The 13,243-nt window shown below is 63.9% G+C and carries 12 protein-coding genes; 4 read left to right on the top strand and 8 right to left on the bottom strand.

Annotation, left to right across the window (positions count from 1 at the left end; translation table 11 throughout):
- Positions 1-90: 90 nt before the first annotated feature.
- The gene (locus E3U47_RS01425; protein ID WP_134689147.1) at positions 91-309 is read left to right on the top strand and encodes a PA3496 family putative envelope integrity protein; all 219 of its coding nucleotides are present in this window, start codon (positions 91-93) and stop codon (positions 307-309) included.
- On the opposite strand, the gene E3U47_RS01430 is transcribed toward E3U47_RS01425, so the two are convergent.
- A complete protein-coding gene (locus E3U47_RS01430) occupies positions 251-1,198 on the bottom strand; it encodes a LysR family transcriptional regulator (RefSeq protein WP_167659419.1) in 948 nt (315 codons plus the stop codon). The genes E3U47_RS01425 and E3U47_RS01430 overlap by 59 nt on opposite strands.
- Before the next feature lie 204 nt (positions 1,199-1,402).
- Here E3U47_RS01430 and E3U47_RS01435 point away from each other — a divergent pair, with 204 nt between their 5' ends.
- Both E3U47_RS01435 and oadA read left to right on the top strand, forming a co-directional pair.
- Positions 1,403-2,818, top strand: a complete 1,416-nt coding sequence (locus E3U47_RS01435) for an acetyl-CoA carboxylase biotin carboxylase subunit (RefSeq protein ID WP_134689149.1) — start codon at positions 1,403-1,405, stop codon at positions 2,816-2,818.
- 11 nt (positions 2,819-2,829) lie between these two features.
- Complete coding sequence (gene oadA / locus E3U47_RS01440) at positions 2,830-4,638, top strand: sodium-extruding oxaloacetate decarboxylase subunit alpha (protein WP_134689150.1); 1,809 nt, start codon at positions 2,830-2,832, stop codon at positions 4,636-4,638.
- A 145-nt stretch (positions 4,639-4,783) separates the two neighbouring features.
- On the opposite strand, the gene E3U47_RS01445 is transcribed toward oadA, so the two are convergent.
- The 3 genes from E3U47_RS01445 to E3U47_RS01455 are packed head-to-tail and all read right to left on the bottom strand — an operon-like array spanning position 4,784 to position 6,551.
- Entirely contained in the window at positions 4,784-5,455 is a 672-nt protein-coding gene (locus tag E3U47_RS01445; protein WP_134689151.1) for a GNAT family N-acetyltransferase, read from the bottom strand.
- Between the two features lie 7 nt (positions 5,456-5,462).
- Entirely contained in the window at positions 5,463-5,909 is a 447-nt protein-coding gene (locus E3U47_RS01450) for a GNAT family N-acetyltransferase (RefSeq protein ID WP_134689152.1), read from the bottom strand.
- A gap of 12 nt (positions 5,910-5,921) precedes the next feature.
- The gene (locus tag E3U47_RS01455) at positions 5,922-6,551 is read right to left on the bottom strand and encodes an FMN-binding negative transcriptional regulator (protein WP_134689153.1); all 630 of its coding nucleotides are present in this window, start codon (positions 6,549-6,551) and stop codon (positions 5,922-5,924) included.
- A 90-nt stretch (positions 6,552-6,641) separates the two neighbouring features.
- Here E3U47_RS01455 and E3U47_RS01460 point away from each other — a divergent pair, with 90 nt between their 5' ends.
- Complete coding sequence (locus E3U47_RS01460) at positions 6,642-8,162, top strand: PLP-dependent aminotransferase family protein (protein ID WP_134689154.1); 1,521 nt, start codon at positions 6,642-6,644, stop codon at positions 8,160-8,162.
- 29 nt (positions 8,163-8,191) lie between these two features.
- On the opposite strand, the gene E3U47_RS01465 is transcribed toward E3U47_RS01460, so the two are convergent.
- The 4 genes from E3U47_RS01465 to aspA all read right to left on the bottom strand — a co-directional run bounded on the left by E3U47_RS01465 (position 8,192) and on the right by aspA (position 13,064).
- Positions 8,192-9,295: a polyamine ABC transporter substrate-binding protein gene (locus E3U47_RS01465; protein ID WP_134689155.1), complete on the bottom strand. Its 1,104-nt coding sequence runs from the start codon at positions 9,293-9,295 to the stop codon at positions 8,192-8,194.
- Between the two features lie 2 nt (positions 9,296-9,297).
- A complete protein-coding gene (locus E3U47_RS01470) occupies positions 9,298-10,338 on the bottom strand; it encodes a histone deacetylase family protein (protein ID WP_134689156.1) in 1,041 nt (346 codons plus the stop codon).
- Between the two features lie 128 nt (positions 10,339-10,466).
- Positions 10,467-11,459 (bottom strand): AraC family transcriptional regulator, encoded by a 993-nt coding sequence (locus E3U47_RS01475; protein WP_134689157.1) that lies wholly within the window; start codon positions 11,457-11,459, stop codon positions 10,467-10,469.
- 180 nt (positions 11,460-11,639) lie between these two features.
- Complete coding sequence (gene aspA / locus E3U47_RS01480) at positions 11,640-13,064, bottom strand: aspartate ammonia-lyase (protein ID WP_134689158.1); 1,425 nt, start codon at positions 13,062-13,064, stop codon at positions 11,640-11,642.
- Between the last annotated feature and the right edge of the window lie 179 nt (positions 13,065-13,243).

The following is a 13,243-nucleotide window of genomic DNA, read 5'->3' on the forward strand; positions in this document are numbered from 1 at the left end:
AGCTTCACGGTTTTGTCACCCTTTCACCACCAAACCGTAAACCCCAAGGCTCACCCTGAAACTCCCCGCATCCTTTCTGGGAGACAGGCAATGGCACGTGATCACGACGGTGTGTACCAACCCAACGCCAAGGCTCGCAAGCAGCAGGAAAAGGATCAGCGCCGCATGGAGTTCCGCCGCGCGATCGAATGCTACTGCGACCAGCGCCAGTTGCTGCGCGAGCTGGCCGACTACCCCGACCTGCAGGACCTCACGGTGTGGCAGGTATCGGCGGCAACTTCCCAGAGAAACGCTCAACAAGCCCGCTGATCATTGCACGTTCGCTGCGGATGAACGCTTGAAACGCCAGCGCCACCGGCGATTGCCGCTTGCTCTTGGACTGCACCAGGCACCAGCTGCGGTACAGCGGCAGCTCTTCGACCGGCAGCTCGCGGAGCACGCCGGTGGCCAGTTCCAGGTTCACCGCATGGCGGGTCAGCAGGGCGATGCCCAGCCCGGCCACCACGCATTCGCGCTGTGAATCGGTGGAGGCTACCTCCAGGGTCTGGCTGAAGTGCACGCGTTTGTCCTTGAAGTATTCCTCGCAGGCCTTGCGTGTCCCCGAGCCCTGTTCGCGGACCAGCAAGGTATGAGGCTCGAGATCTTGCAGGCGCAGGCTCGGCAGTTGGCACAGCGGATGCTCCGGCGGCGCCACCGCGATGATCGGGTTGTTGAGGAAGGGCAGGAACTCCAGGCCCATGTCCTGGGGCACCATCGACATGATGATCAGGTCGTCGCGGTTGTCCGACAGCCGTCGGATCGCCTGGGCCCGATTGACCACCGTCAAGGTGAGGTTGACCTCCGGGTGGCGCTGCTTGAAGGCGGCGAACAGGTGTGGCACGAAGTACTTGGCGCTGGATTCGATCGCCAGTTTCAGCTGGCCCTGCAGTGAGCCCTGCAGATCCGACAGCTGCATGTCGAGGTTCTCCAGGCGCCCGAAGATATCCCGGCTGGCGCGTTGCAGCGCCTCGGCGGCTTCGGTCAGGTAGAGCTTCTTGCCGACGTACTCGAACAGCGGCTGGCCCACCAGCTCCTCGAGCTGGCGGATCTGTAGACTAACGGCGGGTTGCGTCAGCGCCATCTCTTCGGCGGCCCGGCTGTAGGAGCGCAGATCACACACCTCGTTGAAGATCTGCAATTGACGCAAAGTCATACGCATCAAGGACTTACGCATTTTTTCCGGGGCTCCGGCAAAACCTTGTTACCGAACTATAAGCCTTTGCTAATACTATCTCTAACAAATATTGATTTTTGTTTATCGACCTTCAGCGCTAGGGTGAATACGCGACTGGCCAGCGACGTCTGGTCACGCGCCGACCGGTAGAACCGGATCGTCTGTTCCTACGGCTTTGGGAAGACTCCAGTGATAAAAAAAATCCTGATCGCCAACCGGGGTGAAATCGCAGTTCGGATCGTGCGTGCCTGCGCCGAAATGGGCATTCGCTCCGTGGCGATCTATTCCGACGCCGACCGTCACGCCTTGCACGTCAAGCGCGCCGACGAGGCCTACAGCATCGGTGCCGAGCCGCTGGCCGGCTACCTGAACCCGCGCAAGCTGGTGAACCTCGCTGTGGAAACCGGCTGTGACGCCCTGCACCCGGGCTATGGTTTCCTGTCGGAAAACGCCGAACTGGCGGAGATCTGCGCTGAACGCGAAATCAAGTTCATAGGCCCGTCCGCCGAGGTCATTCGCCGCATGGGCGACAAGACCGAAGCGCGCCGCACCATGATCCAGGCCGGGGTGCCGGTGACCCCAGGCACCGAAGGCAACGTTGCCGATATCCACGAAGCCCTGCGCGAAGGCGACCGCATCGGTTACCCGGTGATGCTCAAGGCCACCTCCGGCGGCGGCGGGCGCGGCATTCGCCGGTGCAACAGCCGCGAGGAACTGGAACAGAACTTCCCCAGGGTGATTTCCGAGGCCACCAAGGCCTTTGGCTCGGCGGAAGTGTTTCTCGAGAAGTGCATCGTCAACCCCAAGCACATCGAGGCGCAGATCCTCGGTGACAGCTTCGGCAACGTGGTGCACCTGTTCGAGCGCGACTGCTCGATCCAGCGGCGCAACCAGAAACTCATCGAAATCGCCCCAAGCCCACAGCTGACCCCAGAACAGCGCGCCTACATCGGCGACCTGGCGGTGCGCGCGGCCAAGGCGGTGGACTACGAGAACGCCGGTACCGTGGAGTTCCTGCTCGCCGATGGCGAGGTGTATTTCATGGAGATGAACACCCGGGTGCAGGTGGAACACACCATCACCGAGGAAATCACCGGTATCGATATCGTCCGAGAGCAGATTCGTATCGCTTCCGGCCTGCCACTGTCGATCAAGCAGGAAGACATCCAGCACCGCGGCTACGCCCTGCAGTTTCGCATCAACGCCGAAGACCCGAAGAACAACTTCCTGCCCAGCTTCGGCAAGATCACCCGCTACTACGCCCCGGGCGGCCCGGGCGTGCGCACCGACACGGCCATCTACACCGGCTACACCATCCCGCCGTTCTATGACTCCATGTGCCTGAAACTGGTGGTCTGGGCGTTGACCTGGGAAGAGGCCATGGACCGCGGCCTGCGGGCCCTGGACGACATGCGCGTGCAGGGGGTGAAGACCACCGCCGCGTACTACCAGGAGATCCTGCGCAATCCGGAATTCCGTAGCGGCCAGTTCAACACCAGCTTCGTCGAAAGCCACCCCGAACTGACCAACTACTCGATCAAGCGCAAACCCGAAGAGCTGGCCCTGGCCATCGCCGCCGCCATCGCCGCCCACGCAGGCCTGTGAGGAACCGAATAATGTCCAAGAAAATCTTTGTTACCGACACGATCCTGCGCGACGCCCACCAGTCCTTGCTGGCCACCCGCATGCGCACCGAAGACATGCTGCCGATCTGCGACAAGCTCGACAAGGTCGGCTACTGGTCGCTGGAAGTCTGGGGTGGCGCAACCTTCGACGCCTGCGTGCGCTTCCTCAAGGAAGATCCGTGGGAACGCCTGCGCAAGTTGCGCAACGCGCTGCCCAACACCCGTCTGCAGATGCTCCTGCGTGGGCAGAACCTGCTGGGCTACCGTCATTACAGCGACGATGTGGTCAAGGCCTTCGTCGCCAAGGCCGCGGTCAACGGCATCGACGTGTTCCGCATCTTCGACGCCATGAACGATGTGCGTAACCTGCGCGTGGCCATCGAGGCGGTCAAGGCCGCTGGCAAGCACGCCCAGGGCACCATCGCCTACACCACCAGCCCGGTGCACACCATCGACGCCTTCGTGAAGCAGGCCAAGCAGATGGAAGCCATGGGCTGCGACTCGGTGGCGATCAAGGACATGGCCGGCCTGCTGACCCCGTTCGCCACCGGCGAGCTGGTCAAGGCGCTGAAGGCCGAGCAGTCGCTGCCGGTGTTCATCCACTCCCATGACACCGCCGGCCTGGCCGCCATGTGCCAGCTCAAGGCGGTGGAAAACGGCGCCGACCATATCGACACGGCGATCTCCAGCTTCGCCTGGGGCACCAGCCATCCGGGCACCGAGTCGATGGTCGCCGCGCTCAAGGGCAGCGAGTTCGACACCGGCCTGGACCTGGAGCTGCTCCAGGAGATCGGCCTGTACTTCTACGCCGTGCGCAAGAAGTACCACCAGTTCGAAAGCGAATTCACCGCTGTGGACACCCGCGTGCAAGTCAACCAGGTGCCGGGCGGGATGATTTCCAACCTTGCCAACCAGCTCAAGGAGCAGGGCGCGCTCAACCGCATGAACGAAGTGCTGGCGGAGATCCCGCGGGTGCGCGAAGACCTTGGCTTCCCGCCTTTGGTCACCCCGACCTCGCAAATCGTCGGGACCCAGGCGTTCTTCAACGTGCTGGCCGGCGAGCGCTACAAGACCATCACCAACGAGGTGAAGCTGTACCTGCAGGGCGGCTACGGCAAGGCCCCGGGTGTGGTCAACGAGCAACTGCGGCGTCAGGCCATCGGCAGCGAGGAGGTGATCGACGTGCGCCCGGCCGACCTGCTCAAACCGGAAATGGCCAAGCTGCGCGCCGATATCGGCGCCTTGGCCCAGAACGAAGAGGATGTGCTGACCTTCGCCATGTTCCCGGACATCGGGCGCAAGTTCCTCGAGGAGCGTGCCGCCGGCACCCTGACCCCTGAAGCGTTGCTGCCAATTCCGGAGGCCGGCGGCGTGGCTTCGGTGGGGGGCGAGGGTGTGCCCACCGAGTTCGTCATTGACGTGCACGGTGAGACCTACCGCGTCGACATCACCGGTGTCGGCGTCAAGGCCGAAGGCAAGCGTCACTTCTACCTGTCCATCGACGGCATGCCGGAGGAAGTGGTGTTCGAGCCGCTCAACGAGTTCGTCGGCGGTGGTGGCAGCAAGCGCAAGCAAGCCAGCGCGCCGGGCCATGTCAGTACCAGCATGCCGGGCAACATCGTCGATGTGCTGGTCAAGGAAGGCGATGTGGTCAAGGCCGGCCAGGCTGTGCTGATCACCGAGGCGATGAAGATGGAGACCGAAGTGCAGGCGGCTATCGCCGGCAAGGTGGTGGCTATCCATGTGGCCAAGGGCGACCGGGTGACCCCGGGCGAGATCCTGATCGAGATCGAAGGCTGACCGAAGCCTTCATCTGTAAGCGGTTAACCTCTGGGGAGCTTAGGCTCCCCTTTTTTTGCTGGAGAAGTGGCATGTTCGCCGGCAAGCCGGCTCCTACAACCATGGCACTGCCCTTGTAGGAGCCGGCTTGCCGGCGAACAGATCATCAGCCTTTGCGGCAAGCTTCCAGCGATCGCACCTGACCTTCAGGTTGCTGGTTATCCATACTCAACCAGCGTTCGAACCCTGCGGCTACCGCTGGCCATTCACCGTTGGTAATCGAATACCAGGCCGTGTCGCGGTTGCGCCCCTTCACCACCATGTGATTGCGGAATACCCCTTCGAAGACAAAGCCAAAGCGCTCGGCCGCACGCTTGGAGCGGGCGTTGGCGTCGTTGCACTTCCACTCCAGCCGGCGGTTGCCCAGCGCGAAGCCCAGCTGGCTCAGCAGGTAGACCGCCTCGGTGCCTTTGGGCGTGCGCTGCATGGCCGCGCCGAAGGCGATGTGGCCGATCTCGAAACGGCCCTGCTCGGGCACGATCGACATGTAGCTGAGAATGCCCTGCACCTGGCCGCTGGCAAGGTCGATCACGCTGTAGAACAGCGGGTCGCGGCTGGCGGCGTTGCCGTCGAGCCAACGCTGGAAGCTGGCGCGTTCGGCGAACGGGCCATAGGGCAGGTAGTCCCACAGCAGCGGGTCCGAGCCCGGCCCTTGCAGCACGTCCCATAGATCGTCGCCATGGCGCGCCGGGTCGAGCTTTTCCAGGCGGATGAAACGGCCTTCGAGGGGCTCGGCCTTGGGTGTACCGGCAGGTGTCCAGTTCAATGCATCGCTCATGATCGGCCTACAGTGCCTTGCGAAATTGGATGAAGCCCGGGCGCTCGGCAACCTGCTCGTACAGGCTGATGGCGGTGGCGTTGGTTTCGTGGGTCAGCCAGTGCACTTTGCTGCAGCCGGCGGCCTTTGCCGTGGCGTACACCTGCTCGATCAGTTGGCGGCCGATGCCCAGGCCGCGCTGCGCGTTGTCGACATAGAGGTCCTGCAGGTAACAGGAATGCTCGATGCTCCAGTTGGAACGATGGTAGATGAAGTTGACCATGCCCACCGCCTTGCCATCGACCCAGGCGAGGGTCGAGTGGGTCGGCTCGTTGGGGTCGAGCAGGCGCTGCCAGGTGCTGGCGCTGACGCTGTCGGCCAGTTCGGTCTGATAGAAGCGCAGGTAGGCCTGCCACAGAGGCAGCCAGGCTGAGTGATCGTCGGCGCCGACCGGGCGCAAGGTAACGCGGGTCATGGGGCTTTTCCTTTAGAAATCGCGCATCTGCGCGGCGAGTTGGTTGTCCAGGTAGTCGGTGCTGGCCGCCAGGCCCGCGCGCACGCCAGCGATATCCTCGGCCGAACGGTTCTGGCTGAGTTTGCGCGCGCCTTGCAGACGGGTGATGGGCAGGCGAATGCCGACGATGGCGCGGAGCATGCCGTCGAGGTAGTCCGCAGGGGCGTCGGTGGTTTTCCAGGGGGTGTCGCGCCCCTGCTCGTGGCGATCGGTCAGGCTGCTGACGATCGCCAGCAGCGCTGTGGCGTCGTGGATCACTTCGACCGGGCCGTGGGCGTGAACCGCCGTGTAGTTCCAGGTAGGCACCGTTCTGGGGTTGCCGTGCTTGCTTGGGTAGTAGCCTGGGCTGACATAGGCATCGGCACCGGGAAACACCAGCAGTGCTTCACCGCCTTGCGCCAGGTCCTGCCACTGGCGATTGGCCCGTGCCAGGTGGCCGTAGACGGTGCCGAACTCACCTTCGTCCGGGGCGAGCAGCACCGGCAAGTGGCTGGCCAGCAGGCCCTGTTCGCCGTGGCTGACCAGCGTGGCCAGCCGGGTCTGCTGCATGTGCAGGTGCAGCCGGCAGAGGTCGTGTTCCTGGTGCGCTTTGCTGTTGTACATGGGATGGGTCCTTGTCGAATGACCTCATGCTAGGCAGGCTATTGGTTCTGTGTAAGAGCCATTCACGGTAGTTTTCATAGGTCCAATACCATGCGCGAAGCGTCCCATGCCTTGCCGTTCGATCCTGCCGGCATCGTCCTTGACCGGCGCCGCGGCCTTAGCCAGCAGCTGTACCAGGCCTTGCGCGCGCGGGTGCTGGACGGTCGGCTGGGCAGTGGTACGCGCTTGCCCGCCACCCGCGACCTGGCGGCGATCCTGGGGTTGTCGCGCAATAGCGTGGTGCGGGCGTACGACCAGTTGTACGCCGAAGGTTTCATTGAAAGTCGGGTGGGCGACGGCACCTATGTCAGCCAGCTGGAAAAACTATCCACACAACTGTCCACAGGGTTATCCCTGGGTTTATCAACAGAGTTATCCACATTTTCTCCTTTTGATACTGAGGATTTATCCAGCTTGGCAGCTTCCAGCGTGCCGTTGCAGCGTCTGCAAAAGCACCATTTGCCGCCGCCAAAAAATGGCGCTCCCCGTGCTTTCCGGGTGGGCGTGCCGGCCTATGACCTGTTCCCGTTCGAGGTGTGGGCCAAGCTGCATGCGGGTTTCTGGCGAAACCCCGATCCTTCGGCTCTCGGCTATGGCGACCCGGCGGGGGAGCTGGCGCTGCGTGAGTTGATTGCCACTTACTTGCGCCGGTCGCGGGGGCTCTCCTGCACCGCTGAACAAATTTTGATCACCCATGGCGCCCAGGAGGCCATCAGCCTTTGTGCACAGTTGCTGCTGCAGCCAGGTGATGCCGTGGCTGTGGAAAACCCTGGGTACCGCGCGGCGGGGCACGCGTTTGCCTTGGCCGGGGCACAGCTCAGGGGCATGCCGGTGGACGACGAGGGCATGGATTGCACGGGCCTGGCGGACTGCCGCTTGGCCTATGTGACGCCAGCCCACCAGTACCCGACGGGTGTCACCATGAGCCTGGCAAGGCGTCTGGCGCTGCTGGCCTGGGCAGAGCGGGAACAGGGCTGGATCATCGAGGACGACTATGACGGCGAGTACCGCTACAGCGGCGCGCCACTGGCACCGCTGGCGACCTTGGATCGGCAAGGCCGGGTGCTGTATGTCGGCACCTTCGGCAAGATTGCCTTCCCCGCGCTGCGCCTGGGTTACCTGGTACTGCCCGTGCACCTGGTGCAGGCATTCAGCCGTGGTCGGGCCTTGGCGGTGCGTCACTCGGAGGTGGGTACCCAGTGGGTGATGGCGCAGTTCATGGCCCAGGGGCATTTCCAGCGGCATATCCGACGGATGCGGCGGGCGGCGTTGGCGCGGCGCGATGTGCTGATGGCCGGCTGGCCGCTGGATGTGCCGGGGTTGGGGGCGATGCCCGAGGTGGCGGCGGGGCTGCATGTGAAAGTGGATGTGGATAACTTTGCGCGGGAGCAGGCACTGGTAGCGCAGGCGCAGGCGGTTGGGGTGGAGGTGAATCCGCTGAGCTCATTCTGGCTGGAGGACAGTCAAGTGCCTGTGGATAACCGCGCAGGGCTGGTGCTGGGGTTCGCCGCAGTGCCGCAAGCCCAGGTTGCGGACGCCTTGATGCGCCTGCGCAAGGCCTGGCGACGCTGAACTGGGGCTGCAGAGCAGCCCCAATAACGTCAAGTGCCCGACTTGATCCGGGTCCAGGCCCGGGTCCGCGCCCGCTCGGCATCCCGTGGCAACGGCTTCAGGGTATACAGCTTGGCCATCGCCTCTGCGGTCGGATACAGGTTCGGGTTGTCGCGGATCGCCGGGCTGACCTTGTCGGTGGCGTCCTTGTTCGGGTTGGGGTACCCGACGAAATCGCTGATCGGGGCGATGACCTCTGGGCGCAGCAGATAATTGATGAAGGCGTGGGCATCCGCGGGGTTGGCCGCGTTCTTCGGGATTGCCAGCATGTCGAACCAGATCGGCGCGCCTTCCCTGGGCAGGCGCATGTCCACCACCACGCCGTTGTTCGCCTCGCGCGCCCGGTTGGCGGCCTGGGAAAAGCTGCCCGAATAACCCACCGCCACGCAGATGTCGCCATTGGCCATATCGGCCATGTACTTGGAGGAGTGGAAGTAAGTGATGTACGGGCGAATCTGCAGCAACAGGTCCTGGGCCTTTTGGTAGTCTGCCGGCTTGCCGCTGTTGGGGTCCAGGCCCAGGTGCGCCAAGGCCAGCGGCAGGATCTCCGACGGTGAGTCGAGCAGCGCGACGCCGCATTGCTTGAGCCTGGCAATGTTCTCTGGCTTGAAGATCAGGTCCCAGCTATCCACCGGCGCGTCGTCGCCGAGCGCGGCCTTGACCTTGGCCGGGTTGAAGCCGATCAGCACGGTGCCGTACATGTAGGGCACCGCATGCCGGTTGTCGGGGTCGTTGGCCTCGATCAGCTTCATCAGCGCCGGGTCCAGATGCTGCCAGTTGGGCAGCTTGGCGCGGTCCAGCGGTTGGAACACGCCGGCTTCGATCTGCTTGGCGAGGAACACATTGGAGGGCACCACCACGTCGTAGCCGGAGTTGCCGGTGAGCAGCTTGGCCTCCAGCGCCTCGTTGGTGTCGAAGATGTCGTAGACCAGCTTCACGCCGCTGTCTTGCTGGAAACCGCTGAGGGTCTGCGGGGTGATGTAGTCGAACCAGTTGAAGACCCGCAAGGCGCGCTGTTCGGCATGGGCCTGGAGCGCGCCGGCGAGCAGGCCGGCGGTGACGAGCGGGGCGAGCAACGTTTTCAGTCTGGCCATGATCAGGCTCCTGGCTGGGCGCGCTGGAAGCCTTCCAGCACATTGACCGCGTTGATACCGATTTGTGCCACGGCATAGCCGCCTTCCATCACGAACAGGGTGGGCTTGCCGAGCCGGCCGATGCGCTCGCCCATGGCCAGGTAGTCCGGGCTGTCCAGCTTGAACTGGGAGATCGGATCGTCCTTGAACGTATCCACGCCAAGGGAGATCACCAACACCTCGGGGTCATAGCGGTCGATGCGCTGGCAGGCGTCTTCCAGGGCGCCGCTCCAGACGCTCCAATCGCTACCGGCGGGCAGTGGGTAGTTGATGTTGCAACCTTCACCCGCGCCTTCGCCGGTTTCGTCGGCATAGCCGAGGAAAAACGGGAATTCGTCTTGCGGGTCGCCGTGGATCGAGGCGAAGAACACATCGCCACGGTGGTAGAAGATGTCCTGGGTGCCGTTGCCGTGGTGGTAGTCGACGTCGAGGATGGCCACTTTGCGCCGGCCCTGGTCGAGGAAGGCTTGGGCGGCGATGGCAGCGTTGTTCAGGTAGCAGTAGCCGCCCATCACCTCGGCGGCGGCGTGGTGCCCAGGCGGGCGGCACAGGGCGAAGGCCGCTGGGGCGCCCTGCTGGATCGCGGCCTGGGCGGTCAGGGCCACTTGGGCGGCGCTGTAGGCGGCCTGCCAGGTGCCGGCGGTGATAGGCGCGCCGGCGTCGAAGCTGTAGTAGCCGAGCTCGCCGTGCAGGCCGCTGGGCTTGAGCTGGCGCAGGGTGCGCGCGGGCCAGGTGAACGGCAGCAGGTCGCCTTGCTGGCCGAGGGCCGCCCAGCGTGCCCAGGCGCCTTCGAAGAAGTTCAGGTAGTCGGCGCTGTGAATGCGCTGCAACGGGGCACGACCGAAATCGCTTGGACCCTGCACGGGGCCGAGATTGCGCTGCTTGACCTGCTCCAGGACGTGGTCGGCACGGGAGGGCATTTCGAAGCAGGGCATCAGCTTGCCGTCGATCAGCTCGCAGCGGCCATGGTGCAGGCGGTGGTCATCGGAATAGATCGTCAGCATTTATTGTTCTCCGGGTGGGGCTGGCGTGGACCAATTCTGCTGGGCAGCCAGGTGAGGGAGAACGATGGCAACGGCCAAAAGGGGATCGATGTGGCCAAGCCATCCTGGCCGACCTATCGCGGGGCAGGTCAACCGCGAAAATGGCTGGGCGCCACGCCGCTCCAGCGCTGGAAGGCATGGCGAAAACTGGCGGTTTCGCTGAAGCCGAGGCTTTCGGCGATGCGATAGATCGGCATCTGGTCCTCGGCCAGCAATTGCTTGGCCCGTTCGAAGCGCAGCTCGTCGAGCAGCTGTTGATAACTGCTGCCCAGCGCCTGCAAGTGCCGGCGCAAAGTGCGCGACGAGCAGTTCATCTGCCGCGCCAAGCCCTCCAGCCCGGGCGCCGCATCCAGCTGCTGGAGCAGCAGCTGGCGAATCCGCCCCAGCCAGGCCTGGCGCCCGGTGAACTCCAGGTTCAGGCGCCGGCAGCGCTCGCTCATCGCCTTGTGGGTGACCGGGTCGGCCAGCGGCAGCGGCATGTCCATCCAGCGGCGCTCGAAGGCGAACGCGTTGTCGCTCGCCGAGAAGCCCAGGGGGCATTGGAATGCACTGTCGTAGAGCGGGTGATAGCGGGGGCGGGGGTGTTCGAAGCGGGCCGCCAGCAATGGTAGCGGGCGCCCCAGCAGGTCGTCGCAGATCACCTTGAGCGACCCCAGGCAGAACTCGGCATTGAATGCAGCCAGACCCGGCGCGTCGTAGTGCTCGCTGGCGCTGACCCAGATACGCTGGCCATCGTCCACCAGGCGGAGCTGGAAGACTGTTCCCAGCAGTGCCGGAAAGCGCAGCGCCAGGCGTAGGGCGTCACCCAAAGTGGCACTGGAGAGCAGGGCGTAACCGAGCATGCCGTAGCACGACACATGCATGCGCCGGCCCAGCTCCAGGCCGATGTCCGCGCGGCGGGCCACGGCGTTGGCGCAGACTTGCAGTTCCTGCTGGGTGGTGATGCGGGCGTCGGCATGGCCCAGGTCGGCCGGGCCTATGCCGCTGCCGGCGAGCATCTGCTGCGGGTCGACGCCGTCCTCCTGGAACACCGTGAGGATCAGCGAAACCGCGTTGAGGGTGGTGAGGTGGCTGTGCAACATGCTCGGCGTCCCGTTGGGCTGAGAAGCTTTAGCGAGCAAGTTATATGCCGCTCCTAAAGAGATGGCACAGGGTTTGAAGCGCAGGCATAAAAAAAGGGCCCGGAGCGTGCGCTCGGGCCCTTGAAAGGTTGAGAGGTGTCTAGTCCCTCGACCTGGTGAGACTGTTTGCAGCGGCCTGGGTTACGCCTTCAGCGGAACCAGACGGGGAGCGATCATGTTTTCCGGACGCAGGATGTCGTTGAGCATCGCTTCGTCCAGCAGCTTCTCTTCGCGCACCAGTTCCAGCACGCCGCGGCCGGTTTCCAGGGCGACGCGGGCGATACGGGTGGCGTTTTCGTAGCCGATGTACGGGTTCAGGGCGGTGACCAGGCCGATCGAGTGCTCGACCAGTTCACGGCAGCGCTGTTCGTTGGCGGTGATGCCGACGATGCAGTGCTCGCGCAGCATGTCCATGGCGCGTTGCAGCAGGCGAATCGAGTCGAAGATCTTGTAGGCGATCAGCGGCTCCATCACGTTCAACTGCAGTTGGCCACCTTCGGCGGCGACGGTCAGGGCCAGGTCGTTGCCCATGATGGCGAAGGCCACCTGATTGACGGCCTCGGGAATAACCGGGTTGACCTTGCCTGGCATGATCGAGCTGCCTGGCTGGCGCGCCGGCAGGTTGATCTCGTTGATGCCGGTGCGTGGGCCGCTGGACAGCAGGCGCAGGTCGTTGCAGATCTTCGACAGCTTGACCGCGGTGCGCTTGAGCATGCCGGAGAACAGCACGAAGGCGCCCATGTCGGAGGTGGCTTCGATCAGGTCGGCGGCCGGGACCAGCGGCTGACCGCTGATGGTCGCCAGGCGCTGCACGGCCAGGGCCTGATAGCCAGGGTCGGCGTTGATGCCGGTACCGATGGCGGTGCCGCCCAGGTTGATTTCGGTCAGCAGTTCCGGGGCCAGCGAGCGCAGGCGCTGCAGGTCTTCGGTCATGGTGGTGGCGAAGGCGCGGAATTCTTGGCCCAGGGTCATCGGCACGGCGTCTTGCAGTTGGGTACGGCCCATCTTCAGGACATGGTCGAACTCTTTACCCTTGGCGGCGAAGGCCTGGATCAGGCTGTCGAGGCTGGCCAGCAGGGCGTCGTGGCCCAGCAGCAGGCCCAGACGGATCGCGGTCGGGTAGGCGTCGTTGGTCGACTGCGCCATGTTCACGTCGTTGTTCGGGTGCAGGTACTGGTACTCACCTTTCTGGTGGCCCATGTGCTCCAGCGCGACGTTGGCGATGACTTCGTTGGCGTTCATGTTGGTGGAGGTGCCAGCACCGCCCTGGATCATGTCCACCACGAACTGTTCGTGGAAGTCACCCTTGATCAGGCGGGCGCAGGCTGCGCTGATGGCAGCGTGCTTGGCATCGCTCAGGTGCCCCAGCTCACGGTTGGCGTCAGCAGCGGCCTGCTTGACCATCGCCAGGCCGACTACCAGTTTCGGGTAGTGCGACAGCGGAACGCCGGAGAGGTGGAAGTTGTTGGCAGCGCGCAGGGTCTGGATGCCGTAGTAGGCATCGGCAGGGACTTCAAGGGTACCAAGCAGATCTTTTTCGACGCGGAACGATGCAGCGGAAGACATGATAGATATCATCTCGATTTTGACCCGGCACCTGCCGGAATGGCGCCAATCCTAGGGCTGCCCAGATTTTGCGGCCAATGCTGTTGCACGCTAACCTATGCGCAAACGGCATACGGTTTGATGTGACGCCGATTGACAATCGAGCGTGTTCCATTTTGGTGCACGCGTTGCGGAGTAGT

The organism is Pseudomonas sp. RIT623 (assembly GCF_004519305.1).
Classification (GTDB): domain Bacteria; phylum Pseudomonadota; class Gammaproteobacteria; order Pseudomonadales; family Pseudomonadaceae; genus Aquipseudomonas.

What these genes read in the sequence shown, in the direction of transcription:
- E3U47_RS01425 (WP_134689147.1), top strand. Translation starts at nt 91, where the DNA reads ATGGCACGTGATCACGACGGTGTGTACCAACCCAACGCCAAGGCTCGC.
- E3U47_RS01430 (WP_167659419.1), bottom strand. Translation starts at nt 1,198, where the DNA reads ATGCGTATGACTTTGCGTCAATTGCAGATCTTCAACGAGGTGTGTGAT.
- oadA (WP_134689150.1), top strand. Translation starts at nt 2,830, where the DNA reads ATGTCCAAGAAAATCTTTGTTACCGACACGATCCTGCGCGACGCCCAC.
- E3U47_RS01445 (WP_134689151.1), bottom strand. Translation starts at nt 5,455, where the DNA reads ATGAGCGATGCATTGAACTGGACACCTGCCGGTACACCCAAGGCCGAG.
- E3U47_RS01450 (WP_134689152.1), bottom strand. Translation starts at nt 5,909, where the DNA reads ATGACCCGCGTTACCTTGCGCCCGGTCGGCGCCGACGATCACTCAGCC.
- E3U47_RS01455 (WP_134689153.1), bottom strand. Translation starts at nt 6,551, where the DNA reads ATGTACAACAGCAAAGCGCACCAGGAACACGACCTCTGCCGGCTGCAC.
- E3U47_RS01460 (WP_134689154.1), top strand. Translation starts at nt 6,642, where the DNA reads ATGCGCGAAGCGTCCCATGCCTTGCCGTTCGATCCTGCCGGCATCGTC.
- E3U47_RS01465 (WP_134689155.1), bottom strand. Translation starts at nt 9,295, where the DNA reads ATGGCCAGACTGAAAACGTTGCTCGCCCCGCTCGTCACCGCCGGCCTG.
- E3U47_RS01470 (WP_134689156.1), bottom strand. Translation starts at nt 10,338, where the DNA reads ATGCTGACGATCTATTCCGATGACCACCGCCTGCACCATGGCCGCTGC.
- E3U47_RS01475 (WP_134689157.1), bottom strand. Translation starts at nt 11,459, where the DNA reads ATGTTGCACAGCCACCTCACCACCCTCAACGCGGTTTCGCTGATCCTC.
- aspA (WP_134689158.1), bottom strand. Translation starts at nt 13,064, where the DNA reads ATGTCTTCCGCTGCATCGTTCCGCGTCGAAAAAGATCTGCTTGGTACC.